At 73.3% G+C, this 26,838-nt stretch carries 25 protein-coding genes; 15 read left to right on the forward strand and 10 right to left on the reverse strand.

The genetic code is table 11. The features are described from left to right. Positions 1 to 4: 4 nt before the first annotated feature. The 3 genes from LCN96_RS21490 to LCN96_RS21500 form a co-directional block, all read right to left on the reverse strand. On the reverse strand, positions 5 to 748 hold the full coding sequence (locus LCN96_RS21490; RefSeq protein WP_311132361.1) for an amino acid ABC transporter ATP-binding protein: 744 nt from the start codon (positions 746 to 748) through the stop codon (positions 5 to 7). 81 nt (positions 749 to 829) lie between these two features. Beyond that, complete coding sequence (locus LCN96_RS21495) at positions 830 to 1,672, reverse strand: glutamate ABC transporter substrate-binding protein (RefSeq protein ID WP_225274657.1); 843 nt, start codon at positions 1,670 to 1,672, stop codon at positions 830 to 832. Further along, positions 1,669 to 2,352, reverse strand: coding sequence for a response regulator (locus LCN96_RS21500; RefSeq protein WP_225274658.1), 684 nt, complete (start codon positions 2,350 to 2,352; stop codon positions 1,669 to 1,671). The genes LCN96_RS21495 and LCN96_RS21500 overlap by 4 nt, the downstream gene beginning before the upstream one ends. 155 nt (positions 2,353 to 2,507) lie before the next feature. Between LCN96_RS21500 and LCN96_RS21505 the strand changes: the two genes are divergently transcribed. From LCN96_RS21505 to LCN96_RS21525, 5 genes are all read left to right on the forward strand, one after another. Beyond that, positions 2,508 to 5,414, forward strand: coding sequence for a hybrid sensor histidine kinase/response regulator (locus LCN96_RS21505; protein ID WP_225274659.1), 2,907 nt, complete (start codon positions 2,508 to 2,510; stop codon positions 5,412 to 5,414). Positions 5,415 to 5,515: 101 nt separating this feature from the next. Further along, the gene (locus tag LCN96_RS21510) at positions 5,516 to 5,902 is read left to right on the forward strand and encodes a hypothetical protein (protein ID WP_225274660.1); all 387 of its coding nucleotides are present in this window, start codon (positions 5,516 to 5,518) and stop codon (positions 5,900 to 5,902) included. After that, positions 5,902 to 6,780 carry a WXG100-like domain-containing protein gene (locus tag LCN96_RS21515; protein WP_225274661.1) on the forward strand — a complete coding sequence of 293 codons (879 nt, stop codon included), beginning with the start codon at positions 5,902 to 5,904 and terminating at the stop codon, positions 6,778 to 6,780. The genes LCN96_RS21510 and LCN96_RS21515 overlap by 1 nt, the downstream gene beginning before the upstream one ends. A gap of 18 nt (positions 6,781 to 6,798) precedes the next feature. Beyond that, positions 6,799 to 7,110 (forward strand): YbaB/EbfC family nucleoid-associated protein, encoded by a 312-nt coding sequence (locus LCN96_RS21520; protein ID WP_225274662.1) that lies wholly within the window; start codon positions 6,799 to 6,801, stop codon positions 7,108 to 7,110. Between the two features lie 89 nt (positions 7,111 to 7,199). Beyond that, a complete protein-coding gene (locus LCN96_RS21525) occupies positions 7,200 to 9,290 on the forward strand; it encodes a SpoIIE family protein phosphatase (protein ID WP_225274663.1) in 2,091 nt (696 codons plus the stop codon). Positions 9,291 to 9,309: 19 nt separating this feature from the next. On the opposite strand, the gene LCN96_RS21530 is transcribed toward LCN96_RS21525, so the two are convergent. Together LCN96_RS21530 and LCN96_RS21535 are read right to left on the reverse strand one after the other, a co-directional pair. Continuing rightward, on the reverse strand, positions 9,310 to 10,470 hold the full coding sequence (locus LCN96_RS21530) for a CU044_5270 family protein (protein WP_225274664.1): 1,161 nt from the start codon (positions 10,468 to 10,470) through the stop codon (positions 9,310 to 9,312). Further along, positions 10,463 to 11,014: an RNA polymerase sigma factor gene (locus tag LCN96_RS21535; protein ID WP_225274665.1), complete on the reverse strand. Its 552-nt coding sequence runs from the start codon at positions 11,012 to 11,014 to the stop codon at positions 10,463 to 10,465. Before LCN96_RS21535 ends, LCN96_RS21530 begins: the two co-directional genes overlap by 8 nt. 160 nt (positions 11,015 to 11,174) lie before the next feature. Between LCN96_RS21535 and LCN96_RS21540 the strand changes: the two genes are divergently transcribed. The 4 genes from LCN96_RS21540 to LCN96_RS21555 are packed head-to-tail and all read left to right on the forward strand — an operon-like array spanning position 11,175 to position 14,783. Then, positions 11,175 to 12,080, forward strand: a complete 906-nt coding sequence (locus LCN96_RS21540; protein WP_225274666.1) for an ATP-binding cassette domain-containing protein — start codon at positions 11,175 to 11,177, stop codon at positions 12,078 to 12,080. Further along, positions 12,077 to 12,874, forward strand: coding sequence for an ABC transporter permease (locus tag LCN96_RS21545; protein ID WP_225274667.1), 798 nt, complete (start codon positions 12,077 to 12,079; stop codon positions 12,872 to 12,874). The genes LCN96_RS21540 and LCN96_RS21545 overlap by 4 nt, the downstream gene beginning before the upstream one ends. Positions 12,875 to 12,885: 11 nt before the next feature. Continuing rightward, positions 12,886 to 14,148, forward strand: coding sequence for a sensor histidine kinase (locus tag LCN96_RS21550; protein WP_225274668.1), 1,263 nt, complete (start codon positions 12,886 to 12,888; stop codon positions 14,146 to 14,148). Continuing rightward, positions 14,139 to 14,783, forward strand: a complete 645-nt coding sequence (locus LCN96_RS21555) for a response regulator (RefSeq protein ID WP_225274669.1) — start codon at positions 14,139 to 14,141, stop codon at positions 14,781 to 14,783. The genes LCN96_RS21550 and LCN96_RS21555 overlap by 10 nt, the downstream gene beginning before the upstream one ends. Before the next feature lie 7 nt (positions 14,784 to 14,790). On the opposite strand, the gene LCN96_RS21560 is transcribed toward LCN96_RS21555, so the two are convergent. After that, a complete protein-coding gene (locus tag LCN96_RS21560) occupies positions 14,791 to 15,510 on the reverse strand; it encodes a sulfotransferase family protein (RefSeq protein WP_225274670.1) in 720 nt (239 codons plus the stop codon). 128 nt (positions 15,511 to 15,638) lie between these two features. On the opposite strand from LCN96_RS21560, the gene LCN96_RS21565 reads away from it, so the two are divergent. Both LCN96_RS21565 and LCN96_RS21570 read left to right on the forward strand, forming a co-directional pair. After that, a complete protein-coding gene (locus LCN96_RS21565; protein WP_311132364.1) occupies positions 15,639 to 16,460 on the forward strand; it encodes an aldo/keto reductase in 822 nt (273 codons plus the stop codon). A gap of 70 nt (positions 16,461 to 16,530) precedes the next feature. Beyond that, positions 16,531 to 17,655: an acyl-CoA dehydrogenase family protein gene (locus LCN96_RS21570; RefSeq protein WP_225274671.1), complete on the forward strand. Its 1,125-nt coding sequence runs from the start codon at positions 16,531 to 16,533 to the stop codon at positions 17,653 to 17,655. Positions 17,656 to 17,718: 63 nt separating this feature from the next. Here LCN96_RS21570 and LCN96_RS21575 read toward each other — a convergent pair whose 3' ends face one another. Beyond that, positions 17,719 to 18,465, reverse strand: coding sequence for a maleylpyruvate isomerase family mycothiol-dependent enzyme (locus LCN96_RS21575; RefSeq protein ID WP_225274672.1), 747 nt, complete (start codon positions 18,463 to 18,465; stop codon positions 17,719 to 17,721). A 71-nt stretch (positions 18,466 to 18,536) separates the two neighbouring features. Here LCN96_RS21575 and LCN96_RS21580 point away from each other — a divergent pair, with 71 nt between their 5' ends. Continuing rightward, the gene (locus tag LCN96_RS21580; RefSeq protein ID WP_225274673.1) at positions 18,537 to 19,451 is read left to right on the forward strand and encodes a MerR family transcriptional regulator; all 915 of its coding nucleotides are present in this window, start codon (positions 18,537 to 18,539) and stop codon (positions 19,449 to 19,451) included. A gap of 148 nt (positions 19,452 to 19,599) precedes the next feature. On the opposite strand, the gene LCN96_RS56600 is transcribed toward LCN96_RS21580, so the two are convergent. Beyond that, positions 19,600 to 20,904 (reverse strand): MFS transporter, encoded by a 1,305-nt coding sequence (locus LCN96_RS56600; RefSeq protein WP_263657501.1) that lies wholly within the window; start codon positions 20,902 to 20,904, stop codon positions 19,600 to 19,602. A gap of 63 nt (positions 20,905 to 20,967) precedes the next feature. Here LCN96_RS56600 and LCN96_RS21595 point away from each other — a divergent pair, with 63 nt between their 5' ends. The 3 genes from LCN96_RS21595 to LCN96_RS21605 all read left to right on the forward strand — a co-directional run bounded on the left by LCN96_RS21595 (position 20,968) and on the right by LCN96_RS21605 (position 24,394). Next, positions 20,968 to 21,915, forward strand: a complete 948-nt coding sequence (locus LCN96_RS21595) for a LysR family transcriptional regulator (RefSeq protein WP_225274674.1) — start codon at positions 20,968 to 20,970, stop codon at positions 21,913 to 21,915. Positions 21,916 to 22,134: 219 nt separating this feature from the next. After that, positions 22,135 to 22,488 (forward strand): hypothetical protein, encoded by a 354-nt coding sequence (locus LCN96_RS21600; RefSeq protein ID WP_225274675.1) that lies wholly within the window; start codon positions 22,135 to 22,137, stop codon positions 22,486 to 22,488. Positions 22,489 to 22,690: 202 nt separating this feature from the next. Further along, on the forward strand, positions 22,691 to 24,394 hold the full coding sequence (locus tag LCN96_RS21605; protein WP_225274676.1) for an AMP-binding protein: 1,704 nt from the start codon (positions 22,691 to 22,693) through the stop codon (positions 24,392 to 24,394). A 142-nt stretch (positions 24,395 to 24,536) separates the two neighbouring features. On the opposite strand, the gene LCN96_RS21610 is transcribed toward LCN96_RS21605, so the two are convergent. Further along, positions 24,537 to 25,181, reverse strand: coding sequence for a class I SAM-dependent methyltransferase (locus LCN96_RS21610; RefSeq protein ID WP_225274677.1), 645 nt, complete (start codon positions 25,179 to 25,181; stop codon positions 24,537 to 24,539). Between the two features lie 123 nt (positions 25,182 to 25,304). Next, positions 25,305 to 26,825 (reverse strand): acyl-CoA synthetase, encoded by a 1,521-nt coding sequence (locus LCN96_RS21615; RefSeq protein ID WP_225274678.1) that lies wholly within the window; start codon positions 26,823 to 26,825, stop codon positions 25,305 to 25,307. Positions 26,826 to 26,838 lie beyond the last annotated feature (13 nt).

The raw sequence follows: 26,838 nt of genomic DNA on the forward strand, positions 1-26,838 counted from the left end.
CTCCTCAGTGAGTCAGGATCTTGGCGAGGAAGGACTGGGCGCGGTCGCTGCTGGGCGCGCCGAAGAAGGTGTCGGGGGTGTTCTGCTCGACGATCTCGCCGTCGGCCATGAAGACGACCCGGTCGGCCGCCCGGCGGGCGAAGCCCATCTCGTGGGTGACGACGACCATGGTCATGCCCTCGCGGGCCAGGCCCGTCATGACGTCCAGCACCTCGTTGACCATCTCGGGGTCGAGCGCGGAGGTGGGCTCGTCGAACAGGATGGCCTTCGGGTCCATGGCCAGCGCCCTGGCGATGGCCACCCGCTGCTGCTGCCCGCCGGACAGCTGGGCGGGGAACTTGGCGGCCTGGCCGCCGATCCCGACCCGGTCGAGCAGCTCCCTGGCCTTGCGCACGGCCTCGTCCCTGGACCGCTTGAGCACGTGGACCTGCCCGAGGACGACGTTGTCCAGGACGGTCTTGTGCGCGAAGAGGTTGAACGACTGGAACACCATGCCGACCTCGGCACGCAGCCGGGCCAGCTCCTTGCCCTCAGCCGGCAGCGGGGTCCCGTCGAGACTGATCGTGCCGGAGTCGATCGTCTCCAGCCGGTTGATCGCGCGGCACAGGGTGGACTTTCCCGCCCCGGACGGGCCGATGATCACCACGACCTCGCCCTGCCGAACGGTCAGGTTCACGTCCTTGAGCACGTGATGATCGCCGTAGCGCTTGTTGACCTGGTCCAGGACGATCAGGTCCGCCTGGCTCATGCGTCACGCTCCTTGTCTCGGTCAGCGTTGGCGTAACCGTAGGAGCCGCATGTGTCGCCGAAAGGCTTGTGATCGTTCTGCTCAGCAATTGGCCCGGCGAGGCGCCGGCTTGGCGGATTCGGAGGTGGTGCCGGAGACCCCGACGGTGGCCATGTAGGCGCGGTCCCACTCGCCGTTGCACAGCCAGCGCGCGATCAGCCCGTTGAGGTAGTCGCGGAAGGCGGTGTCCTGCTTGCGCATGCCCATCCCGTACGGCTCGCGCGCGAACGGCTTGCCGACCAGCCGCAGCGTGTCGGGGTGCTGGGCGTACAGGCCGAGCAGGATGGTGTCGTCGGTGCTCACCGCGTCCACCCGCCCGGCGATCAGCGCGGGCACGCAGATGCTGTACGCGTCCACCTCCGCCAGGTGGATGCCGGGCATCGTGGTGCGCAGCCGCTCGACCGAGGTGGAGCCGCGCGCGGTGCACACGGTCTTGCCCTTCAGGTCGGAGACCCCGTTGATGGTGGAGTCGCCGACCCGGACCAGCAGGTCCTGACCCGCGTAGTAGTACGGGTCGGTGAACGTGACCCGGCGGGCGCGGGTCTCCGTGATCGAGTAGGTGGCGATGACGAGGTCGACCACGCCCTGCTCGATGAAGTTCTCGCGCTCGCCCGACACCGTCTCGACGAAGCGGATGTTGCGCTCGCTGCCGGTCAGGTCCCTGGCGACCAGCCGGGCCACCTCGGCGTCGAACCCGGTGATCCGCCCGCTGGCGGGGTCCTTGTAACCGAAGATCGGCTGGTCGAACTTGATGCCCACGGTCAGGATGCCGCGCTCCCTGATGCGGGACATCGTGGTGTCCTCGGGGAAGGCGTTGGCCTCGCCGCAGGCGGTGGGCAGCACGCCGACCAGCACGGCCACCACTAACGCGCGCAGCGCCCTCATCGGATGCGGTACCGGTGCTGCGGCCGCCCCGTCGTCCCGTACTTCGGCCGGCCCTCCACCAGCCCCCGCTCGGCCAGATGTTCCAGGTAGCGGCGGGCGGTGGCGCGGCTGACGCCGATCCTGGCCGCCAGCTCGTCGGCGGAGGCGTCCTCGACCGCCGTCAACGCGTCCAGCACCGCCTGCTCGGTGGAGGCGGAGATGCTCTTGGGGCGGGTGCCCACGTCGAGGTGGAGCGAGCGGAACAGGTTGTCGATCTCCTGCTGGTCGGTGAAGCGGGCCTCGGACTCCAGCTGCCTGACCGTGGCGGCGTAGCGGAGCAGGGCCTGCTCCAGGGTGCCCGCCCTGGTCGGCTTGACCAGGTAGTTGAGGGCGCCGCGCTGGATGGCGGCGCGGACCGTCGCCGACTCCTTGCGCCCGGAGATCACGATGACGTCGGCGGGCGGCTGGTCGGGGCGGCGCAGCCGGTGCGCGACCTCCAGACCGGGCATATCAGGGAGGTGCAGATCGAGCAGGACCAGGCGGGGCGCGAACCGGCCGGCCGCGGCCAGCGCGGCGTGCCCGGTGTGCGCGATGCCCACGACCCTGAACCCGAGCACCCGGTTGACCTGCGCGTGCAGGGCCGCCGTGACGACCGGGTCGTCGTCCACGATGAGAACGGTGATGTCCCTGAGCTCAGGCACCGCCACGCTCCTCGTCATTCAGGTAGATCACTGCAGCTTAAGCGGGTTTTAATAAAAAAGATCACCTTTTGCTCTTTCTGCTCACGGGGAACCGGCGCGAGCGCCGGTTTCCTCCTAATCTGTACCCGAGCGAGTGGGGGGAGGGACGGACGCCCGTGCGATGGTTGCTCGCGGTGACGGCCCTGTGGACGTTACTCGGACTGCTGCCCTTGGCGCTGCTCACCTCGTCCAGCATCTCGCTGTCGGAGAACGCGATGACCGACGAGGTCCGCGAGCGCGTCAGGACCACCGCGTCCGTCAGCAGGGTCGTGGTGGAGCAGCAGATGAACTCCCTCAAGCAGCTCGTCACCGCCTTCGCCCAGCGGCCCCAGGTGCGCGAGGCGGTCAACGAGGTCACCAGCGCCACGATGCGTGACTGGCTCGGCGAGCTGGAGCGGCTGCGCGACGGGGTCAGCGGCCTGATCGTCAACTCTCCCGAGGGCAAGATCAGGCGCGCGGAGCCGCCCACCGTGCTGCCGCAGGACATCACGACCACCGACTGGTATCGCGCGGTGCGCGACCGGCGCCAGGCCCACGTCTCGCAGGCGTACACACCCACCATGGTAGGCGTGTCGAGGGCGGTCGCGGTGGCCGCGCCCATCCCGAGCGCCGACGGCCTGCGCATGCTGGGCATGTTCACCGTCGTCTACAGCCTCGACGCCATCCAGGAGTTCGCCGAGGACGCCGCCGACGCGCAGGACATCCGGCTGCTCATCACCGACAGGGCCGGCGTGCTGGTCGCCGACCCGGGCAGGAAGCTGTTCGCGCTGACGTCCCTGCGCGAGGACCCCCGGGTGGACGCCGCGCTGGCGGGACAGGCGTGGAGCGGCGAGTTCCGGGGCATCGACGGCACCGTCCTGTCGGCCTCCGAGCCCATCCCCGGCATCGGCTGGACGGTCACCGCCGAGGTCTCCGTCGCCGAGGCGCTGGCCTCCACCGAGAAGCTGCGCACGAACGTGCTCACCGTCGCGCTCCTGCTCGCCCTGCTCATCCTCATCGGCCTCGGCCTGCAGATCCACTCCACCAGGGGCCGCCGCCGGGCGCAGGCCACGCTGTCGGAGTACGCCGCCGAGCTGTCCAGGTCGGCCGTCGAGCTGGCCGCGGCCAGGGACGAGGCGATCAGCGCCTCCAGCGCCAAGTCCGAGTTCGTGGCCAAGATCAGCCACGAGATCCGCACCCCCATCAACGGCGTGCTCGGCATGAACTCCCTGCTCATGGGCACCCGCCTGGACGAGGAGCAGCGTTACTACGCCAGCACCGCCCAGGAGTCGGCGCACAACGTGCTGCGCCTGCTCGACGACTTCCTCGACCTGTCCAGGATCGAGGCCGGGCACCTCCAGGTGGAGGCCGTGCCGTTCGACCTGCCGCGTCTGTGCGACGAGGTCGTGGCGCCGTTCGCGCCGCACGCCTACGAGCAGGGGCTCTGGCTGACGCTGCGGCTCGACGAGAACGTGCCGCGCCAGGTGTCCGGCGACCCGGCCCGGCTGCGCCAGGTGCTGACGAACCTGGTCGGCAACGCGCTGAAGTTCACCGTCCAGGGCGGCGTGGACCTGCACGTGGCGCTGGACGAGGGCGAGCCGGGCGCGGACCGGGTGGTGCTCAGGTTCGCGGTGGCCGACACCGGCATCGGGGTCGGGGAGCGGGACAGGGAGCGCGTGTTCGGCGTCTTCCGCCAGGTGGACTCGCCGATCACGCGCAGGACCGGCGGCAGCGGGCTCGGGCTGGCCATCAGCAAGCAGCTCGTCGAGCTGATGGGCGGGCGGATCGGGCTCGACAGCGTGGAGGGCGTGGGCAGCCGGTTCTACGCCACGCTGCCGCTGGACGTGCTCACCTGGGCGGAGCCGGGCGCCGGAGCGCTGGAGGGGCGGCGCGCGCTGGTCGCCGACCCGCGCCCGGAGGACCGCACAATGGCCGCACGCTGCCTGGAGCAGGCCGGGGCCGAGGTGGAGGAGGCCAGGGACGAGGCGTCGGCGCTGGCGCGCCTGCGGGCCGCCGCCGCGGACGGGCGGCCGTACGAGCTGGCCGTCGTCGCCCTCGACCTGGGCAGCGGGCACGAGGCCTGGCACGGCCTCGGGCTCGCGGATCCCGGCGACCCCGCCGCGCCGCGCTCGCTGGCCGACGCCATCCTCAACGACCCGTCGCTGCAGGCCACCAGCGTCATCGTGGTCGTCACCCCGGGCCGGTCCGGGTTCGCCTGGCCGGGCGCGGCGGGGGAGCGGGCCGTGCAGTCGATCACCCGGCCGCTCAGCCGCCGCCGCCTGCTCGCCGCCGCGGAGAACGCGCTGGGCATCGCCGAGCGCCCCGGCGAGCCGCGCGAGGGCACGCAGCCCGTCGGGCTGAGCGAGGGCGCGCGGATCCTGGTGGCCGAGGACGACGAGGTGAGCCGCCAGGTGGCGATGCTCGTGCTGAGCCAGGCCGGGCACGAGGTGCACGTGGTCGACGACGGCCGCAAGGCCGTGAGCGCCGTGCTGGCCGGCCGGTACGACCTGGTGTTCATGGACTGCCAGCTGCCCGTGCTCGACGGCCTGGCCGCCACCGAGGAGATCAGGGAGCGCGAGGAGGCCCACACCCCGATCATCGCGATGACCGCCGCCGCCATGCCGGACGACCGGATCCGGTGCCTGGAGGCGGGCATGGACGACCACCTGGCCAAGCCGGTCGACTGGCCGCGCGTGCTGGCCAGGATCCCGGAGTGGACGGCCTCCGCCGGGCTGCCGCCCGAGCTGGCAGGGCTGTCGCAGGAGGCGCTGACCGACGTGGCACGGGCCTACCTGGCGACCGCCACCAGCACGTTCGAGCAGCTCAGGCAGGCCGTACGGGACGGCGACCAGCCGGCGGCCGCCGGGCTCGCACACCGGCTCAAGGGCGCCTGCGCGACGGTCGGCGCGACCCGCGAGGCGGAGCTGTGCGAGCGCGTCGAGGAGCTGGCCAGGGCGGGGGACGCGGTGGACGGCGACCTGATGGAGGAGCTGGACGGGTTGCTGCACGTGGCGCCCGAGTGGATGAACGCCTCGTACTCCTGAGTGTGGCCGCACTTTTCACGGCTGACGCAGTGAGTAACACCGGGGACATGTCCGGCCGCTAACGTGCCGCTATTAGCTGATTTTTCCGGCTTGGAGGGTCAATGGCGGATTTGTCCGGCGAGCCGGGTGGTGACGGGGTCCTCATCGACTGGACGTCGATCCGCAGGCTCGCCCGGCGCTTCGACCGGACCGGCGACGACGTCGTGGGCCTGCTGCGCGCGTCCTCCTCCCTGGCCACCACCTCCGACCTCGTGGGCGGCGACGAGGAGGGCCGCGTGTTCGCCGAGTGGTACGCCGACGGCTACGACTCCCTCGCCGACGCGCTGCGCCGCATCGCCGACAAGAGCTTCACCTCGGCGGCGGGACTGCGTGACTTCGACGCCCTGTGGGACTACCTGGAGCTGCGGATCATCAGCACCCTGCCCGAGATCCCCGACGTCCCCGCCCCGCCCGTCCCGCAGGCGCCGCCCCGGCGGGAGGGCGCCTGATGTTCGACCCCTTCCAGGCGCTGGCCTGGTTCGCGGGCGTGCACGTGCCGGCGGCCGACGTCACCAGCCTCCGGGCCAGGGCCACGGCGTTGCGCGAGCTGGCCACCGGCATCGAGGCGCTCGCCCGCGACACCGGGACCGCCGTCGCCGAGGCCCGCCAGGCCAACGACAGCCGCACGGTCGCGCGCTTCGCCGACGTGTGGCCGTACGAGCTGGGCCCCCGCTACGCCGCCCTCCAGGAGGAGCTGGAGGACCTGGCGGCCGGCTGCGAGGAGTACGCCGAGGCCGTCGAGCAGCACCGCGAGCAGCTCCTGATCATCGGCACCCAGCTCGCCGCCATGGCGTTCACCATGCTGTTCGGCTACCTCTACCCGGTCGCCAGGATCGCCGCCGAGCAGGCGTTCAAGTGGCTCGTGGCCAGGGCCAGGCTGGAGCGCACGATCTTCCAGAAGATCACCAAGGCGGTCCTGGAGCAGCGCGCGGGCAAGCGCAGGATCGGCGCCTACGTGGTGCGCGAGGGGCTCGACGCGCTGGCGGACTCGGTCCTGTGGGCCGGGCTCAAAACCGGCGTGCACGCGGCCAGCTCCGCCGCCACCGGGCAGCCGATGGGCGACCTGTGGGCGTACGCCGGCAAGCACTTCGTCGCCGAGCTGGCCTACAACGGCGGCATCAAGGGGCTCAGCGACGCCAGGAAGTTCTTCCCGCCGACGCGGGTCACCGAGACCGTGCTCGGCACCGGCCCCGCCGGGAAGTTCTTCCGCCGCACCCTGTCGGCCGCCACCGTCTACCCCCTGGTGGCCGGCGGGGACCTGTCCGACGAGGGCGCCCTGCGCTCGGCGCTGGCCCACGCGCCCAGGGCGTTCCTCCTCAAACGCTGAGATCTCCAGGAGCCCGCCATGACGACCCCGCCGCGTACCGGTGACCCCGAGCTGGACCGCGCCATCGCGGAGCTGGCCGCCCGCACGACCCGCCTGGAGGAGGTGGGCCGCCTGCTGCGGGAGACGACCGGGCGCGGCGAGAGCGCCGGCGGGCAGGTCGCCGTCGAGCTGTCGGCCACGGGGTCGCTGGCGGGGCTGCACCTCGACCCCCGCGCGCTGCGGCTGGGCTCCCAGGCGCTGGCCGAGGCGATCACGGAGGCGTTCAGGCGGGCCGAGGAGGACGTCGCGGCCCGCTCCCACGACCTGGCCAGGACCGCCTTCGAGCCCTGACGTGCCGGGCGGCGGGCCGGTGCGGAACTTGTGCCGGAACCAGCCCTGCCTTGGCCATCACGATACGTGTCGGTCCGTATTCTGCCCGTATGGGGTGGACCGAGCCGTCCGGCCTCGACGATCTGCTGATCGAGGCCGTGTTCAGCGCGGGCGCCCACATCGGCAGCGTGTACGTCCTGGACGGCACCCGCCAGGTGCTCGGGATGGAGGCGACGATCGGCCTGCCCGCCACCGTCGCCCGCACCTGGGCCAGGGTCAGGACGAACGAGTGCGTGCCCATCTCGGTGGCGGTGCGCGAGCGGCGGCTGCTGTGGCTGCAGGACCGGATGGCGCTGGCCCGCGGGTTCCCGGCGGCGGCGCTGGCGCTGCCGTACGACTTCGCGATGGCCTTCGCCCCGCTCTGCTCCGGCGGCGCGGTCTGGGGCGGCTTCGTGCTGGGCTGGCCCACCGGGGGCGAGGCCGCGCTCACCTCCGGCAGGACCCGGCTGATCGAGGACGTCTGCGCCAGGATCGGCCGGCTGCTGCACCGGGCCAGCGAGCGGGGCCGCCCGGTCGTGCCGGGGCCGCTGCCCCGCATCCTGGACCAGGTGCACGCCCTGCGGCCGGGGCAGCCCGCCGGGCTGACGGCACTGACCTGCCTCAACTGCCTGCCGGAAGGGCACCTGTACCTGGACGCGCAGGCCCGCGTCACGCTCGTCACCGCGCAGGCCGCCGAGATCCTCGACGCCGACCCGTCGCAGCTCATCGGCAGACGCCTGTGCAAGGCGCTGCCCTGGCTGGACGACCCCCTGTACGAGGACCACTACCGGGGCGCGGTCGTCAGCCACCGCGTCACCCGGTTCACCGCCCGCCACTCCGACGGGCGGCTGCTGTCGGTGGAGTGCTTCCCCGGCGTCCCCGGCGTCACCCTGCGGATCGTGCCCGCCGCCGCCGGTCACGAGGCCGGCTCCAGCGACGCCGAGGGCCGCCCGCCGCTGCTCGGGCTGCACGAGATGCTGCACCTGGCCACCTGCCTCGCGCAGGCCGTCACCGCGCAGGACGTCGTGGACCTGGTGGCCGACCACGTGCTGCCGGTCACCGGGGCGCAGGCGCTGGCCATCCTGAGCTGGGAGAGCGGGCGCATGCGCGTGGTCGCCTCGCGTGGCTACAGCCCGGAGGGCATCGCGACGTTCAACGGCCGGCCGGTGGTGCACGCGGTGCCCTGGGTGCCGGGCTACCAGTGGGACCGGCCGTCGTTCTACGGGACGTGGCGGGAGTTCCAGCGGACCTTCCCCACCGCCGTCCAGGTGGACGGCATGAGCGCGTGGGCGCTGCTGCCGCTGTCCGCCGCCGGGCAGTCCATCGGCACGTGCGTGCTGGGCTACGACCGTCCCCGCCGGTTCGGGGAGGCGGAGCGGGCCATGCTCACCGCCCTCGGCGGGCTCATCGCGCAGGCGTTCGAGCGGGCCTGGCTCTACGACAACAAGCACCAGCTCGCCGAGTCCCTGCAGGCGCGGCTGCTGCCCGCCGACCTGCCCGAGATCCCCGGCCTGGAGCTGGCCGCCAGGTACCTGCCCACCACGCCCGGCATGGACATCGGCGGCGACTTCTACGACGTGATCCGCCTCGACGACACGACGGCCGCCGCCGTCATCGGCGACGTCCAGGGCCACGACATGACCGCCGCCGCCCTCATGGGCCAGGTGCGCACCGCCATCCGCGCCACCGCGAGCACCACCGCCACCTGCGGCGAGGTGCTCGCGCACGCCAACCGCCTGATGACCGAGCTGGCCCCCGACCGGTTCACGAGCTGCCTGTACATCAAGCTCGACCTGGCCGCGCGCACCGTCTGCCTGGCGGGCGCCGGGCACCCGCCGCCCCTGCTGAGCATCCCAGGCGCGCCGACCAGGGTCCTCGACGAGGTCACCGGGCTGCTCCTGGGCATCGACCCCGCCGCCGAGTACGGCACCACCGTGCTGCCCCTGCCACCGGGCTCGGTGCTCGCCCTCTACACCGACGGCCTCGTCGAGCAGCGCGGCCTCGACCTCGGCGACGCCATCGCGAGCCTGGCCGCCCGCTTCACCCCCGCCCCCGACCGGCCGCTGCACGAGCTCGCCGAGGCCCTCGTCCAGCCGGCGACCGAGCACCAGCGCACGGACGACACGGCCGTCCTCCTGCTGCGCCTGGAGGACGGCCGGTGACGGCGCTGCCGGGTCGCGGTCAGGGAATGGGACGCTTGCTGAGCTTGCAGCCGCGCGGCTGCTCCGGCCGGTCGTCGGTCCAGCCCGCCTCCGGCGCCCACGCCGCGTAGTACAGGTACGTGCCCTCGGCGAGCCCCTCCGTGCTCTCGGCGGCGATCGACACGTTGGCCGCCAGGACGGTGCCGGCCCTGGGGTCGAGGATGTTGACGTACCGCTCGGCCACCTCGTCGTCCGCGCCGAACTGCGTGGTGAAGCCCTCGCTCTTGACGAAGGTGACCGCGAGGCCGCGGCGGCCGAGCGGGTCCTCGACCGTCCCGCGCACCGTGGTCGTCGGCAGCCCGGCCAGCAGGCGCAGGACGGCCGCCCGCACCTTCGGGCCGATCGGCATCTCCAGCAGCGCCGACGCGCCCGGCAGGAACTCCTCGAAGCTCTCGTGCCGCTCGCCCGCCTCCCACTGGCGGCGCAGCCGCTCGCGCAGCCCGTTCACGTCGGTGGGCAGCGCCGCGAGGTCGGCCAGCGTGAGCTCGCCCAGCCGGCGGTCGCCGAAGACGCCCGTCTCCGTGGCGCGCGTGTAGACGCACGACGAGGGCTCGCTGCCCATCCGCAGCTTCCCGCACTGCTTGGCGGGCGTGCCGGGCGTGCACACACGCTGCACCGCCGACGGGGAGCCGGCCGCCTGCCACACGCGCTCGTCGGCGGGCGTGGCCGGACGCACGTACTCCTGCCGCTGCCGCACCTGCACCGGATCGTCCGGATCGCGTGGCTGCCACAGGTCCACGCGCGAGGCGTACAGGACGTTGAACGCCTCGCCCCCCGCCTCGACCCTGATCAGGCCGCCGTTGAGCAGCGGCCTGCGCCAGTACGCCCCCGTCTCGTCCGGCAGCCGGGCGACGTCGTCGGCGAGGTGGAGCAGGGCGTCGTTGCCGCCGTCGGGCACGATCACCGGCGCCGGCGCCGGGCCCAGGACCGACACCCCGGTGATGACGGCGGTGATGACGGCGACGGTCGCCACGGCCGTCCAGCCCCAGAACGCGCGGCGGTGCCTCGGGCGCCGCCCCGCGGACTGCCCCGCGGACTGCCCCGCGGTCGCCGCCAGCCGGGTGCGGGCCCGCTCGACCACCTCCCGCGAGGGTGGCGGCGCGTCCGGGAGGGCCTTGGCCAGCAGGTCGAGCTCATCCATGGTTGACCTCCAGAGGGTTGACGTCGCCGAGCGCCGCGCGCAGCTGCTTACGGGCGCGGTTGAGGCGGGAGGCGACCGTGCCGGCCGGGATGTCGAGCGCGGCGGCGACCTCGGCGTGGCTGAGGCCGCCCAGCGCGCTGAGCAGGACGACGTCACGGTCCCTGCGGTTGAGCGCGGCCAGCGCCCCCGCCAGCCTGCCGGTCAGCTCGCCCGCCGCCACCCGCGCGACGGTCGCGTCCTCGTGGCTGTGCTCCAGCCGCTCCGCCGCGCGGCCGAGCGCCTTCCACTTGCGCAGCTCGCTGCGGTGGTGCCGGGCCACGAGATGCGTGGCGATGCCGTACAGCCAGGGCCGGACGGCGCCGCGCGAGGCGTCGTGACCCCGCCGGTACGCGGCCAGGAACACCTCGGCGGCCAGGTCGTCGGCGAGATCCGGCGACAACCGCCTGGCGATGTAACGATGGATCTCGGCGAAGTGCGTGGTGAAGATCTCCTCCCAGTCCGCCCCGGGATCGGGCGGGCCGGTGAGATCGGGTGGGACGGCCATGCAGGCAACTCCACTGAGGTCGCAGGAACGCTGAACACCTGTTGTTGCCCGAAGCCCCCCAGCCCTTTCACGCGTGCCACCCGATTACGGTTTCCCGCCATCGAGGTCGGCGGGCTGCCCCCATGGTGGCGCACCCCGCGGCCTCCTAGCGTGGGCGAACGTGATCCGTCTCAGCGGTTTGACCAAGCGATACGGGGACAGGCTCGCCGTGGACGAGCTGACCCTGGACCTGAAACCGGGCACCGTCACCGGCTTCCTCGGGCCGAACGGCGCCGGCAAGTCGACCACGATGCGCCTGATCCTCGGCCTCGACCACGCCACCTCCGGCACCGCGCTCGTCGGCGGCGTGCCGTACCGGCACCTCCGCGACCCGCTGCGCACCGTCGGCGCGCTCCTCGACGCCCGCGCCGTGCACCCCGGCCGCAGCGGCCGGGCCCATCTGGTGGCGCTGGCCCGCAGCAACGGCCTCCCGCGACGGAGGGTGGAGGAAGTGCTGGAGACCGTCGGCATGGCGTCGGCGGCCCGCAAGCGGGCCGGCACGCTGTCGCTCGGCATGAGCCAGCGGCTCGGCATCGCGGCGGCGCTGCTGGGCGACCCCGGGGTGCTGATGTTCGACGAGCCCGTCAACGGGCTGGACCCGGACGGGGTGCGCTGGGTGCGCGGGCTGATGCGGTCGCTGGCGGCCGAGGGGCGGACCGTGTTCGTCTCCAGCCACCTGATGAGCGAGATGCAGCTCACCGCCGACCATCTCGTGGTGATCGGCAAGGGGCGGCTCATCATGGACGCGCCGCTCGCGGACGTCCTGGCGACCAGCTCGCTGACGGCGGTGCTGGTGCGCACGCCGCACGCCGGTGACCTCGCGGCGCTGCTGCGGGGGGCGGGGATGACGGTGGACCGGTTCGGGGAGAACGAGCTGGAGGTCACCGGGGCCGCGGTCGAGCGCGTCGGCGATCTGGCCTACGAGGCGGGGATCCGGCTGCACGAGCTGCGTGCCAAGGAGCCCTCGCTGGAGCAGGCGTACCAGGAGCTGACCTCGGGCAGCGTCGAGTACGGGGTGAGCAGGTGAACGCGCGGACCCTGTGGCGGGCGACCGGGGCCGAGTGGGCGAAGCTGTGGTCGGTCAGGTCCACGTGGTGGTGCCTGGCCTGCGCGCTGGCGCTCAGCGTGCTCACCTCCCTCACCCTGGGCGGCGCGGCCGCCACCGACGCGCTGCGCGACGGCGCGACCGGCGTGCGGATCGTCGCCAGCGAGGCCGTGGTCTCGGCCACCTCGTTCGTGCAGTTCGCGCTGGTGGCGGCGGCCATGCTGGTGATCACCAACGAGTACGCCTCCGGCGGCATCCGGGCCACGCTGCAGGCCACGCCGGCGCGCGGGGTGGTGCTGGCGGCCAAGGCGCTGGTGGTCGGGCCGGTGATGTTCGCGGCCGGGGTGCTCTTCGGGGCGGTGTCCGCAGTGTCCGTGTACGCGCTGCTGTCGGTCGAGGTGTTCGGCGGGCTCGTGGTGCTGCCCTTCGGCGACCTGGTGGCCGACCTGGCGGGGATGGGCGTGTTCTACGCGCTGGTGTCGGTGCTGACCCTGGGGGTCGGGGCGGCGATGCGCAGCGCGGCGGGGACGCTGAGCGTGATGTTCATGCTGCTGATGGGGCTGCCGCTGGTGATCCTCATGACCGGGGTGCCGGCGCTGCTGGACGCCTCGCTGCGGATGCCGATGTTCGCGGGGCTGGCGTTCATGGGCAGCACGGAGAACCTCACCGGCGGGCCCATGCCGTACCCGGCGGGGGAGGGCCTGGGGTGGCTGCTGGCCTGGGTGGCGGCGGCGGTGGCGGTGGGGTACGCCGTCCTGCGCCGCCGCGACGCCTAGACTGCACGCCCGTGTCAGGAATCCGCATCGCCCGCTCACTGGCCGGGGTCCTGCTCGGGACGGCGCTCGGCGTGGCCGAGCTGCTCTTCCTGGTCGTGGCCGCGCCCGCCGCGCTGGTCCCCGCGCTGCGGCCGGCCGCCGCACGCGGGCTGGCCCGGCTCACGGCGCTGGAACGCGCCCGCCTGTCCACGTGGCTCGGTCACGAGCCGGCGCGGCGCGACGGCGGGTACACCTTCCTCGCCGCCCGCGCCGGCCTGGGCGTCCTCGGCGGGTACCTCTGCGCCAGCACCCTGTTCCTCGCCGTCCTGCTGCTGGCCGGCGGCGCGTGGGACCTGATCTGGGGCGACTCCGAGCCCGTCCCGCTGGAGCTGCCCGGCGTGAAGATCGTCACCAACGGTGGCGCGCTCGGCATCACGGCGGGGCTGGCCCTGCTCGCCGCGCTCGCCCTCCTGGTGGCCGCGCTCGCCGCGCTCGACCGCCGGCTGGCCGCGCGTTTCCTCGGCCCCAGCGGCGAGGAGCTGATGCGCCGCCGTATCGCCGAGCTGACCGAGACCCGGTCCGGCATCGTCAGGGCGGTGGACGACGAGCGGCGCAGGATCGAGCGGGACCTGCACGACGGGGTGCAGCAGCGCGGCGTCGCGCTGGCCATGCTGCTCGGCCGCGCCCGGCACGCCATCGACCTCCTCCGGGCCGGCGACGGCCCGGGCGGCGGTGACACCGCCCGCCGCGACCAGGCCGGCGGCGGCGCGGGGACCCGCGACCAGGCCGGCGGCGGCGCGGGTGGCCGTGACCCCCATCGGCAGGTCGCCGAGCTGGTCGCCCAGGCCTACACCGAGTCCCGCCAGCTCCTCGACGAGCTGCGCAGCGTGGCCTGGCGCATCTACCCCACCGCGCTCGACGAGCTGGGCCTGCGCGCCGCCCTCGCCGGCGTCGCCGAGCGCGCGGGCGTGCCCGTGACCGTGCATGACGGCCTGGCCGCCCGACCAGCCTCCGAGATCGAGACCGCGGTGTACTTCGTGGCCCGCGAGGCCATCACCAACGCGGTCAAGCACGCCGGCGCCCATGACATCCTGGTGGTCCTGACCGAGGACGAGCGGACGGTGAGCGTGGCGATCTCCGACGACGGCCGGGGCGGCGCCGACCCGTCCGGCAGCGGCCTGTCCGGGCTGGCCCGCCGGGTCCTGGCGCTCGACGGCACGTTCACCGTCGACAGCCCGCCGGGCGGCCCCACCAGGATCGCCGCCACGCTGCCCAAGGAGCCGCCGTGCGGGTGATCCTGGCCGACGACTCCGTGCTGCTGCGCGAGGGGCTGACCCGGCTGCTCGCCGACGCCGGGCACGAGGTGGTCGCCGCCGTCGGCGACGCGCCCGCGCTGCTCGACGCGGTCGCCCTGCACCGCCCCGACGTGGCCGTCATCGACGTGCGCATGCCGCCCGAGCACAAGGACGACGGGCTGCGGGCCGCGCTGGAGATCCGCGAGCGGCAGCCGGGCGTCGGCGTGCTCGTCCTGTCGCAGTACGTCGAGCAGCACTACGCCGCCAGGCTGCTGGGCGGCTCCACCGAGGGGCTCGGCTACCTGCTGAAGGACCGGGTCTCGGAGGTGGCCGAGTTCCTGGAGTCGCTGGAGCGGGTGCGGGCGGGCGGCACGGCGTTCGACCCCGAGGTGGTGCGCCAGCTCCTGGCCCGCACGACCCGTACCGATCCCTTGAGCAGGCTCAGCCCCCGCGAGGGCGAGGTGCTGCGGCACCTCGCCCAGGGGCTGGTGAACGCCGCCATCGCCGAGCGGCTGCACGTCTCGCTCAGCACGGTCGAGAAGCACGTCAACGCCATCATGGACAAGCTCGACCTGCCCCGCGACCCCGGCTACAGCCGGCGCGTGCTGGCGATCCTGCGCTATCTGGAGAGCTGAGCGCCCGCTAGTCGCCGCTCGTGGTGAACGACGGGTGCGAGGCGTCGCCGCTCATCAGCCGCCCGAGGAACTCCTGCATCGACTTGCCGTCGTTCAGGTGCGGGAACGGCTCGCCGGGCACGTCCACGCCGAGGAAGCGGCACAGCGGCTCCCAGCCCTCCCGCACGTCGAAGACCAGCAGCCGCTCGGCCGGCAGGCCCGCCTTGACCGTGGCCGCGTGCTGCTCGAACGCGGCCACGGCGCTGTCCTCGTCGACCGGGCCGTCGGCCATCGTCCTGCCGGGGCCGAACGTCGCGGAGGTCATGCGGTTGAGCACGGGCTGCAGCCGCCGCATGCCGTCGAAGACGGCCCGCGCCGCCGGAGGCAGGTCCCGCTCGGCGCCCTGCGCCATGATGGTCCGGGGCCCGGTCTCGATGAGCGTCATCATGCTCGCGTACCAGGCGCGCGGGTCGCGCACGGTGAGCACGACCTTCGCCTCCGGGTACGCCCGTGCCAGCTCCCGCCAGAAGAAGGAGGCCGGCCAGTCCTGCGTCGAGCGGAACCCGTCGAACAGTTTCCCCCAGTCGACCTCGCCGCCCTCCGCCAGCGGCAGCCAGTCGTCGACGCGAGCCGGTTCGGTCAGGATGTTGAACATGTGAAAGCAGGGCCCGAACCCGAGCCGCTCCAGTGCGGCCTTCATGGAGCTGGTTCCGGTGCGCGGAAAGCCCGCGCCGATCACGGTCAGCACATCACACCTCCACGAGTTGTCTACCGTACTAGTCGGAAACCCGAGCGTTACTGTGACAAATTGCGGCAGATTGGCCGGTGTGGCGACCGGGTAAGGGGGAGTGTCAGCGTCACCAAGGGGGAACGATCATGACAGTCATGCTCGCCGACGGCCGCCCGATGCCGCGCCTGGGCCTCGGCACCTGGCCGATGAACGACGAGGAGGCCCGCCAGGCCGTCACCCACGCCGTCTCGCTCGGCTACCGGCTCATCGACACGGCCGCCGCGTACGGCAACGAGAGCGGCGTCGGTGCCGCGGTGGCGGACGCGCCGGTGGCGCGCGAGGAGCTGTTCGTCACCACGAAGCTGCGTGGCTCCCACCACGGCTACGACGCCGCCCTGCGCGGCTTCGAGGAGAGCCGGGCCCGGCTCGGCCTCGACTACGTCGACCTCTACCTCATCCACTGGCCGCTGCCCGGGCGCGGGCTCTACGCCGACACCTGGCGGGCCCTGGTGCACCTGCGCGAGCAGGGCCTGGCCCGCTCGATCGGCGTGTCCAACTTCACCCCGCAGCAGATCGAGCGGCTGATCGAGGAGACGGGCGTCTGCCCGGCCGTGAACCAGGTCGAGATGCACCCCGGCTTCCCCCAGCGCGAGCTGCGCGCCTGGCACGCGGAGCACGACATCGTGACCGAGTCGTGGAGCCCGCTCGGCGCCGGCTCCAAGCTGCTCGACGAGCCCGCCGTCACCGAGCTGGCCGCCGCCCACGGCCGCACGCCGGCGCAGGTCGTGCTGCACTGGCACGTGCAGCGCGGCGCCGTGCCCATCCCCAAGTCGGCCGACCCCCTGCGCATGCGGCAGAACCTCGAGGTGTTCGACTTCAGCCTCTCGCCCGACGACCTGGCCCGCCTCGACACCCTCGACGCGGGCGGGCGGCTCGGCGGCGATCCCGACACGCACGTCGAGCTCTGAGCGGCGCCCGCGCGCCTAGTCTGGGGTGACGGGAACGCCCTGACGGTCGCAGCCACGAGGAGCGGCGAAGATGCGCGACGAGGACACGTTCGAGGAGATGCTCACGGAGCTGGCCCGCCGCCGCGAGGAGTTCCGCGAGCTGCGTTACGTCCCCAAGGACTTCATCGACCGGCTCAAACGGCTCGGCCTCTACCGGGTCTCCACGCCGCGCCGCTTCGGCGGCGAGCCGATGCCGCCGGCCGAGTTCCTGCGCAGGATCGAGCGCATCTCGGCCGTGGACGGCTCGACCGGATGGGTGGCCAGTTTCGGCGCCCAGCTCGTCTACCTCGGCTCGCTGCCGCTGGAGACCCAGGCCGCCCTGTACGCCGACGGCCCCGACGTCGTGCTGGCCGGCGGCCTGTACCCCGTCCAGGAGGCCACCCCCACCGAGCGCGGCTTCCTGCTCAACGGCCGGTGGCGGTTCGCCAGCGGCTGCATGGCCGCCGACGTGCTCGTCGTCGGCATCCCCGGCGACGACTCCACCTCCGGCAAGCCGCGCGGGGCGCTGGTGCGGCCCGAGCGGCTGGAGATCGTCCGCGAGTGGGACGTCGTCGGCATGCGGGGCACCGGCTCCTTCGACCTGATCGCCCGCGACGTCGAGATCAGCCGGCACTGGACGTTCATCCGCGGCGGCACCCCGGTGATCGACGAGCCGCTCTACCGCTACCCCGCCATCACCTACGCCGCCCAGTCGTTCTCGATCGTCTCCGCCGGCGTCGCCCGCGCCGCCCTCGACCTCGCCGAGCGGGAGGGCGGCGGACGGGCGAGCATCACCGGCGCCCCGCGTGCGGCCGACCGCCCCTACTACCGCGCCGGCATCGCCGAGGCCGAGGCCACGCTGCGCGCCGCCCGCGCCTACTTCTACGAGGCCGCCGAGGAGGCGTGGCAGGCGCTCCTCGACGGCCGTCCGGTCAGCGACGAGCAGAACGCGCACCTGCGCCTGTCGGCCACCCACCTGGCCAGGACGGCGGCGGAGGTGGTCGCCAAGGTCGTCTCGCTGTCGGGCACGGCGGCGATCTACCGCGACCACCCGCTGCAGGCGCTGCTGGGGGACGCGCTGGTGCCGCAGGAGCACGCCTTCCTCAGCCCGGCGATGTACGACGCCGCGGGCGCCGTCCTGATGGGCCTGCCTCCCACGGTCCCGGCGTTCCGCTGACCCGCGCCCGGAACGCCGGAACGCCGGAACGCCGGAACGCCGGAACGCCGGAACGCCGGAACGCTAGAACGCGCTGTGCGCCAGCCAGTGCTCCAGCAGCGCCCGGTCCCCGCTGACCTCGGCGGCCGGCGCCCGCCGCGAGAGCACCAGCATGATCTCGGTCACCGTCCCCGACACCACCACGTCACCGGGCCCGTTCCCGCGCTCCCACCGCAGCCCCTCCGGCATCCGGCTGATCACCCAGCCGTCCATCCCGCGCGGCCGGAACGCCAGCCGCTGCCCCGCCCCCCGCATCAGCGCCAGCTCCGGCTTGAACGTCTCCACCCGCGGGTGCGTCATCAGCTCTGCCCCCTCGGTGATGACGTCGGCCGCCAGGTCATCGGCGATCACGTACCGGGCCCCGGTCGTCAGCGCCGCGTCGTAGTGGTGGATCGCGCTCTCGCAGCACATCCTGCGCAGCCAGAACACCGCAGGCACCGGCCCCACGAACGACCACACCTCACTGTCCGGCCCCACCTTCCGCACGGCCTCGACCAGCTCCTCGGCGCCCGCCCGCAGCCACGCCCCCCACTCGGCGGGAGCGCCGGGATCCACCTTCGCCGGATCGGGCGCCGGCGCCGGCACCCCCTTGCGCACCAGCTCGGCCGCCCACCGGTCGGCCTGCCCGACGTGCGCGACCAGCGTCCGCAGCCGCCACTCGGGGCACGTCGGCACCACGGCCTCCGGATCGCCCCCGGCCACCGCCCCGGCGAACCCCTCCGTCTGCTCCCGCAGCCCCGCCACGAGCCGCGCGAAATCCAGAGTCGGCATGGACGTCACTCCTTTTCCTCTTCCCTCGGGTACGCCGTTACCGTAGGAACTCCAGTCGGGTGGAGGTTCAAGTGCTGCTGCGCGATGAGTCGCTCGGGATCGGGGAGCTGGCCCGGCTGACGGGTGCCCCGGTGCGCACCATCCGCTTCTACTGCGACGAGGGCCTCATCACCTCGGTGCGCAGCACGGGCAACCATCGCAGGTTCGGCCACGAGGCCGTCGAACGGCTCGTCCTGGTCAGGCGGCTGCGCGCGCTCGGCCTCGGCCTGACCGCGATCGCGCACGTGCTCAGCGGCGAACGGTCGATGGCCGAGGCGGTGTCCGCCGAGCGGGCCGCCCTCGACGCGCGGCTCGCGGAGCTGGCCTGGCGGCGCGCCGCACTGCGCGCCGTCGAGGAGGCCGGCCCCACCGAGCGGGCCGCCCGGCTGGAGCTGCTGGCCGCCGTGGAGGACGCGGGCGCCGCGCGCGAGCGGCTGGTCCAGTTCTGGCGGCGGCAGCTGGTCTCGCCCGTCTCCGACGGGATCTACGCCTCGTTCCTGTCCATGGCCGTGCCCCAGCCGCCCGCCGACCCGACCCCGCTCCAGGTCGTCGCGTACGCCGAGCTCGTCCGCCTCGCCGGGGACCGGTCGCTGAGCACCGGGCTGCGCGCCAGGGCGCTGGCCAACGCCCGCACCATCGGCGACGAGGACACCTTGATGCACGGCGTCGGTGAGGCGGTGACGCTGGCCGCGCCGTGCGTGGTCGCCGGGGAGGCGCCGCGGGAGGGGCCCGAGCTGGACCGGTTCGTGGCCGCGCACGCCGCCGTCCGGGGGCGGGGGGACAAACCTGATTTCCGGCGTGAGCTGCTGGGGATCGTGGCGGCCGATCGGGATCCGCGGGTGCGGCGGTACTGGCGGCTGGTGGGGGAGGTGAGCGGGGAGGAGGCCACGATCGGGGCCATGGTGGCCTGGCTGACCGACTCGCTCGAACGTTCCGTCAGCCGGTGAGGCCCTGGGCGGCCGCAGAAGTTCCCTCGGATGCTGGCGTCGCGCCGCCCGCTGGCGTCGGCCGGTGGCGTCGCGTCGGTCGTCGGCGTCGCGTCGGCTGGTGGCGTTGCGTCGCCCGCCCGCGTCGCGTCGGCCGCGGGACGTTGCTTCACGCGCTCACGCGGAGGGCGGCCGGGGCGCGCCTGCGTCGCGTCACGAGTACGGCGAGGGCGGCCAGCAGCAGCCAGGCCGACGTCATGACGATCAGCCACGTCCAGCCCGCCTGCCCGTAGACGACCGCCCCCGCGGTGCCGCCCGCGCCGCTGCCGAGGTAGTAACACAGCGTGTAGACGCCGGCGGCCCTGCCCCGGGCGGGCGGTGGCGCGTCGGCGGTCACCCAGGCGTTGGCGATGGCGTGCGCGGCGAAGAACCCGGCGGTCAGGACGGCGAAACCGAGCGCGATGACGGGCAACGACGGATGCGCGGTCAGCACCGACCCCACCACCGTCACCGCCAGCGCCCCCACCAGCGCCGTGGTCCGCCCCATGCGCGCGGCCAACCGCCCTGCGGCGGCCGAGGACGCGGTGCCCATGGCGTAGGAGAGGAACACCAGCGAGGCGGCGGCCGGGCTGAGCGAGATCGGCGGCGCGGCCAGCCGGAAACCGGCCGCGTTGTAGAGCGCCACGAACGCCCCCATCGCCAGCGCCCCCACGGCGAACGGCGCCACCAGCCCCAACCCGAGCCGCACCCCACCCCCGCCGCGCCCGCTCACGTCGCGCCCGCTCACGTCGCGCTCCACAACGGCGTCAGCACCGCGACCAGCGCCATCACCGCGCAGTCCGCCACCACCTTCACCGGTCGCGCTAGCGCTGCTAGGTTCGCTAGCGCTGCTCTCTCCACGCGGCAGTGCCACCACCGTGAACAACGAGCACACCAGCGCCACCCCGGCCACCGCCACCAGCGCCCCGTGCCACCCCAGCGGCCCGGCGGCGAAGCCCGCCCCGAGCCGCCCCAGCATGCCGCCGACCGAGTTACCCGCGATCATCGCCCCCACCGCCCCCGCCAGCCGGGCCGTACCGACCTGATCGGCCAGATACGCAGCCGCTACCCCGGCGAACCCGGCGATCGCCACCCCCTGCACCCCCCGCATCACCAGGAACACCGCAAAAGACGGCGCCAGCGGCAGCAACAGCCCGATCACCGCCGACACCACCACCGACCAGAGGATCACCCGCCGCCGCCCGACCACCCCCGCCAGCCACGCCAGCGGCAGCACCGCCACGGCCAGGGACGCGGTCGCCACCCCGATCGCGAGTGAGGCGCTGCCCGGGTCCAGCCCGTACGCCGTGGCGAGCTGGGGCAGCACCGGCTGGGGCGCGTACAGGAGGGCGAAGGACGACAGCCCGGCCGCCGCCACGGCCGCGCTCGCCCGCCGCGTGTCGACGATCGGCTCGGAAGCTTGGAGAACCACCACCCCCCAAACGCTAAGCAAGGCTAATAAATACGTCTAATACGCTGATGGGCGATAATTCATACCGTGGTGGATGAATCGGATGACCGGCTGGCCGCCCGGCTGGCGCCGGCCCTCGCGCTGCTGGCCGCCGTGGGCGAGACCGGGCACGTGACGCGCGCGGCCGAGCTGCTCGGCATCCCGCAGCCCACCGCCAGCCGAAGGCTCGCCGCCCTGGCCGAGGTCGTGGGGGCGCCGCTCGTCCAGCCGTCCGGCCGGGGCATCCGCCTGACCAGGGCGGGCCGTACGCTGGCCGCCGCCTCCACCCGCGCCCTGGCCACCATGACCGCCGCCGCCCGCGAGGTGCGGGAGGAGATCGACCCCGGCAGCGGCCGTATCGTCCTCGGGTTCCTGCACCTGCTCGGGCGCACGCTGGTGCCGTCCCTCATCGGCGGGTTCAGGGAGCGCAACCCGGGCATCCGCTTCAGCCTGTCGCAGGGGTCGCGGCAGGACATGCTGGACGCGCTGCGCGCGGGCGAGATCGACCTGGTGTTCGTGGCTCCCATGCCGCTCGACGACCCCGACCTCGTCAGCCACCCGCTGGCCGACCAGGAGCTGGTACTGTGCGCGCCGCCGTCACACCGCCTGGCCGCCAGGGAGCGGGTGCGGGCCGCCGAGCTGGCGGGGGAGGAGCTGGTGACGCTGGAGCACGGGTACGGGCTGCGGCAGATCACCGACGACCTGTGCGCGGCGGCCGGGTTCGAGCCGCGGATCGCGTTCGAGGGGCAGGAGTCGGAGACCGTGCGGGGGCTGGTGGCGACCGGGCTGGGCGTGGCCGTCCTGCCCCGGTCGGATCAGCCGCCCACGGGCGGGGTGGTGGAGATCCCGCTGTCACCGCCCCTGTACCGGACCGTCGGCGTCAGCTGGCCCGCCGGGGAGCGGCTCACGCCGGCCGTCCGCGCCTTCCGCGACCACGTCCGCTCCCACCACCTCGCCGGCCTCGGCCGCGCCTTCCGCCCCGCGACCGGCGTGTGAGAGCCGCGCCTTCCGCCCCGCGACCGGCGTGTGAGAGCCGCGCCTTCCGCCCCGCGACCGGCGTGTGAGAGCCGCGCCTTCCGCCCCGCGACCGGCGTGTGAGAGCCGCGCCTTCCGCCCCGCGACCGGCGTGTGAGAGCCGCGCCTTCCGCCCCGCGACCGGCGTGTGAGTGCCGGTGATGCGGCCCGGGCGGCAGGGCGTTGCGCCAGACTGGGCCCATGACACATGACGGGGATGCGGGGGTTCCTGGCTCGCTGGCGCAGGTCCTGGCGGAGGTGGCGGCCGAACGGGCGGCCCAGGACGCCCGGTTCGGCATGCAACTGCTGCCGGACGGCACCGGCGGCGACGGTACGGTGGCCGCCTCGAACCTGGCCAGGGACGCCACGGACACCGCGTCCAGGGGCGGCGCGCTGACCTGGCGGCACATCTTGGCCGAGGAGGTCATGGAGGCGTTCGCCGAATCGGATCCGGACCGGCTGCGGGCGGAGCTCATCCAGGTGGCCGCCGTGGCGGTCAAGTGGACCCAGGCTCTGGATCGTCGTCCGCCCGGGGGGTCGCGGGCGTCGGCTTAGGTTCTACAGAAGCTTGACGGCGAGCATTGGGCTTGTCGAATGAGCGGAACGGCTGAGCAGGCTGAGGAGTCCGCCGGGATGTGGTCCGGTGAGGGTGAGAGGCGACGGGGGCTGGTCCTACCTCTGACTACACATCATTGACGGGCTCTCCATTCTGTGTAGAAGATTTGGCAACGATCGCCACCTGCGGATGGGGACGGCCATGACGTCCGAGTCGTTCAACGCCAGCGTCTATCTCACCGACCGCCAGGTCGAGGCGGGCCGGGGCGGCCACGTCGCGATCACCGGCCCCGCCGGCACGCTCACCTACGCCCAGCTCGCCACGCGGGTCGCGGAGCTGGCCACCGGGCTGCGGGAGCTGGGTGTCAGGCCGGAGGAGCGGGTTCTGCTCGTGATGTCCGACCGGCCCGAGACCGTGGTCACCATCTTGGCCGTGATGCGGATGGGCGCGGTCGCGGTGCCGGTGTCCACCATGTACAACGCGGCCGAGCTGGGCGATCTCATCAGGGACTCGCGGGCGCGGCTGGTCGTGGCGACCCCCGAGTTCGAGGACGTCGTGCGCGCGGCCATGGCCGGTGCCCCCGAGGCGAGCCGGCTGCTGGTGACCGGTGAGGAGTGGGCCGAGGTGCTGGCGGCGGGGCGGCCGGCCGGACCGGCGTACGACACCTGGCGGGACTCACCCGCGCTGTGGCTCTACACCTCGGGCACGACCGGCGCGCCCAAGGCCGCGATGCACCGGCACGGTGCGATCAGGGACGTCTACGAGACGTACGGGCGGCAGGTGCTCGGGATCCGGCCGGAGGATCGGTGCCTGTCGGTGGCGCGGCTGTTCTTCGCGTACGGGATCGGCAACTCGATGTTCTTCCCCCTGGCGGCGGGCGCCACCGCGATTCTCGACCCGGCCAGGCCGACACCGGCGGGGGTGATCGCGCGGGTGGCGGAGGAACGCCCCACGCTGTTCTTCGCCGGCCCCACCTTCTTCGCGGCCCTGCTCGCCACCGAGCCCACCGGACCCGCCGAACGCCCCCAGCCTGCCGACCGGCCGCAGCCCACCGAGCCCACCGGACCCACCGAGCCCACCGGACCCGCCGAGCGCCCCCAGCCTGCCGAGCGCCCCCAGCCCGCCGAGCGCCCCCGGTCCGCTGAGCATCCCCAGCCCACCGAGGCCGCCGAGTCTCCCGCCGAGAACCCCTTCGCCTCGGTACGGCTGGCCGTCTCCGCCGGTGAGGCGCTGCCCGCCGAGATCTACCGCCGGTTCACCGGCCGCTTCGGCGTGGACGTCATCGACGGCCTCGGCTCCACGGAGGCGCTGCACATCTTCATCTCCAACCGCCCCGGCCAGGTACGCCCCGGCACGTCCGGCACCGTGGTCCCCGGCTACGAGGCCCGCCTCCTCGACGAGCACGGTTCCCTCGCCGGGGTGGGCGAGCCCGGCCAGCTGTACGTGCGCGGCGACTCGATCGCCACCGGCTACTGGTGCCGCACGGCGACCACCCGGCAGGTGTTCCAGGGGGAGTGGCTGCGTACCGGGGACACCTACGTCCTGGAGGAGGACGGGTCCTACCGCTGCCTCGGCCGCTCCAACGACATGATCAAGGCGGGCGGGATCTGGGTGTCGCCGATGGAGGTCGAGGCGCGGTTGCTCCAGCACGAGTCGGTGGCGGAGTGCGCGGTGGTGGCCTACATCGACGGGGAGGGGCTGGAGAAGCCGGTGGCCTGCGTGGTGCCCGCCCCCGGGCGGCGGGTGGACGCGGGGGAGCTGATCGGGTTCTGCCGGGACGGGCTGGCGTCGTTCAAGCGGCCTCGTGAGGTGCTGGTGCTGGACGAGCTGCCCAAGACGGCGACCGGCAAGATCCAGCGCGTGGTGGTCCGCCGCCTCGCCGCCGACCGCCTGGACAAGGGCTGATCACCTGGACGAGGGCTGACCGCCTGGACGAGGGCTGACCGCTTGGACAAGGGCTGATCGCCTGGACGAGGGCTGACCGCCTGAGGCAATGGAGAGGGCTGACCGCCCGGCCGATACCGGGCGGGAGCAGCGGGCGCAGCCGTCAGGAGGGCACGGCGCCGTAGACGGTGACCGCGAACGGCCGCGCCGAGGCCGTGTAGACCTCCTGGCCGATCCGCTTCAACGACCCGTGCGCATCCAGATACCCGTGCAACCGGTCCGCCTCCGGCCACGGATGCACCGCCACCAGCACCCCGTCAGGCGCCAGCAGCCCGCTGAGCTGCGCCGAGGCCCGCTGCAACCGCTCATGCCGCCCGAGGTAGTACAACGTCTCGGAGCAGAACGCCAGATCGAAGCCAGGCTCGGCCGGATGGGTCAGGAGGTCGGCCTGGACGAACCGCACCCGGCCCTCCCGCTCGGGCACCCGCTCGCGGGCCCGCGCCAGCGCCCGCCCCGAGACGTCCATGCCGGTGATCTCCGCATCCGGATAGGTCGTGGCCAGCGCGTGGGTGAAGACGCCTTCTGCGCAGCCGACCTCGATGATGCGCCGGTACGGCCGGTCCGGCACGTGCCGCAGAGTGGAACGGTACTTGTGCTGCTCATAACTGTCGGTGGCCAGTTTCCACGGGTCAGGAGTGCGATGCCACCAGTCGAAGTAACGGCGCAGGATCATGCCCTGCCCCTGGGGGGACAGCAAGGAGAGCGTCCGGAAGAACGTACGATGCGCGAGCTCGGGAAGACTGGGCACGGGCGGCCTCTCTCGGTCGGGGACAAGGGGGGCGTCCGGGACTTGAGGTGCGGTCGTCGTCACATGGGAATGCCCGCTCAACGAGCGGGCGATACCCGATCGTGCCCGTATCGAAAAACTGATTCAGGAAATGTCGCTGCGCAGTTCTCGCTTCAGCACTTTTCCGGAGGCGTTTTTTGGAAGTGATTCCAGGAAAACGATGCGCTTGGGCGTTTTGAACGGCGCCAGCCGTTCCCGCAGGAACGTGATCAGCTCCTGCTCCGTCACCCCGGCCCCCTCACGCAGCACCACGGCGGCCGTCACCGCCTCGATCCACTTCTCGTCCGGCACCCCGAAGACCGCCGCCTCCGCGACGGCCGGATGCTGGTAGACGGCCTCCTCCACCTCGCGGCTGGCCACGTTCTCGCCACCCGTCTTGATCATGTCCTTCTTCCTGTCGACCACCGACAGGTAGCCGTCCTCGTCCAGCACGCCCAGGTCGCCGCTGTGGAACCAGCCGCCGCGGAACGCCTCGGCCGTCTTGTCCGGGTCGTTCCAGTAGCCGAGCATGGCGTGCGGGCTGCGGTGCACGATCTCGCCGACCACGCCGGGCGGCACCGGCTCCCCGGCGTCGTCCACGATCCTGGTCTCGACGTTCAGTGCGGGCCGTCCCGCCGAGCCCAGCCGGGTGAGCTGCTCCTCGGGGCCGAGGATGGTCGCGACGGGCGCCATCTCGGTCTGACCGTAGAAGTTGAACAGCCGCACGTCGGGCAGCCGCGTGGCGATCTCCTTCAGCACCTCCACCGGCATGATGGAGGCGCCGTAGTAGCCCTTGCGCAGCGACGACAGGTCGCGCCGGTCGAAGTCGGGGTGGCGCAGCAGCGAGATCCACACCGTCGGCGGGCAGAACAGCTTGGTGGCCCGCTCGCCCTCGATCGTGGCCAGGATCGCCGCCGGGCTGGGGCCGGGCAGCACGATGTTGGTGGCGCCCAGGTAGACGCCCGGCGTCAGGAAGCAGTGCAGCTGCGCGCAGTGGTAGAGGGGCAGGGCGTGCACCTCCACGTCGCCGGCGCTCATCTCGCCGTCCACCACGCACGTGACGTACTGCGCGATCAGGCTCCTGCTCGACAGCGTGGCGCCCTTGGGACGCGACTCGGTGCCGCTGGTGTACATGAGCTGGATCGGGTCGTCGTCGGCGATCTCCACCTGGGGCTCGGCGGCGTCCTCGAACGACGACCACGCGGCGAACGGCTCCCACCCGTCCCGGCCCGCGCCGATCACCCCGCGCACCGCGACCTCGGGCGTCACCGCCGCGTCGGCCACCGGCAGCAGCGCCTCCTCGACCAGCATCCCGGTGGCGCCGGAGTGCCGCAGGATGTAGGCCACCTCCTCGGCGCCCAGCATGAAGTTGATCGGGACGGAGATCGCCCCCAGCCGCGCCAGCGCGAAGTAGGCCACCACGAACGCGTGGTGGTTGTGGCTCAGGACGGCGAACCGGTCGCCCTTGCCCACCCCCCTGGCGGCCAGCGCGTTGGCCGTCCTGTTCACTGCCAGGTCGAGATCGGCGTAGCTCTGCCGCAGGTCGCCGTAGACGACGGCGGTCTTGGCGGGGAACCGGGCGGCGGTGCGCCGCAGGAGGTCACCGATGGTGTGCTGACGGATCATGCGAACACCCTTC

This window comes from Nonomuraea gerenzanensis (genome assembly GCF_020215645.1).
In the GTDB taxonomy this organism is placed as follows: Bacteria; Actinomycetota; Actinomycetes; order Streptosporangiales; family Streptosporangiaceae; genus Nonomuraea; species Nonomuraea gerenzanensis.

Bases quoted from the DNA above. Each gene is read 5' to 3' on its own strand.
- LCN96_RS21490 (WP_311132361.1), bottom strand. From the start codon at position 748: ATGAGCCAGGCGGACCTGATCGTCCTGGACCAGGTCAACAAGCGCTAC.
- LCN96_RS21495 (WP_225274657.1), bottom strand. From the start codon at position 1,672: ATGAGGGCGCTGCGCGCGTTAGTGGTGGCCGTGCTGGTCGGCGTGCTG.
- LCN96_RS21510 (WP_225274660.1), top strand. From the start codon at position 5,516: ATGGCGGATTTGTCCGGCGAGCCGGGTGGTGACGGGGTCCTCATCGAC.
- LCN96_RS21515 (WP_225274661.1), top strand. From the start codon at position 5,902: ATGTTCGACCCCTTCCAGGCGCTGGCCTGGTTCGCGGGCGTGCACGTG.
- LCN96_RS21520 (WP_225274662.1), top strand. From the start codon at position 6,799: ATGACGACCCCGCCGCGTACCGGTGACCCCGAGCTGGACCGCGCCATC.
- LCN96_RS21525 (WP_225274663.1), top strand. From the start codon at position 7,200: ATGGGGTGGACCGAGCCGTCCGGCCTCGACGATCTGCTGATCGAGGCC.
- LCN96_RS21530 (WP_225274664.1), bottom strand. From the start codon at position 10,470: ATGGATGAGCTCGACCTGCTGGCCAAGGCCCTCCCGGACGCGCCGCCA.
- LCN96_RS21535 (WP_225274665.1), bottom strand. From the start codon at position 11,014: ATGGCCGTCCCACCCGATCTCACCGGCCCGCCCGATCCCGGGGCGGAC.
- LCN96_RS21565 (WP_311132364.1), top strand. From the start codon at position 15,639: ATGACAGTCATGCTCGCCGACGGCCGCCCGATGCCGCGCCTGGGCCTC.
- LCN96_RS21570 (WP_225274671.1), top strand. From the start codon at position 16,531: ATGCGCGACGAGGACACGTTCGAGGAGATGCTCACGGAGCTGGCCCGC.
- LCN96_RS21575 (WP_225274672.1), bottom strand. From the start codon at position 18,465: ATGCCGACTCTGGATTTCGCGCGGCTCGTGGCGGGGCTGCGGGAGCAG.
- LCN96_RS21600 (WP_225274675.1), top strand. From the start codon at position 22,135: ATGACACATGACGGGGATGCGGGGGTTCCTGGCTCGCTGGCGCAGGTC.
- LCN96_RS21605 (WP_225274676.1), top strand. From the start codon at position 22,691: ATGACGTCCGAGTCGTTCAACGCCAGCGTCTATCTCACCGACCGCCAG.
- LCN96_RS21615 (WP_225274678.1), bottom strand. From the start codon at position 26,825: ATGATCCGTCAGCACACCATCGGTGACCTCCTGCGGCGCACCGCCGCC.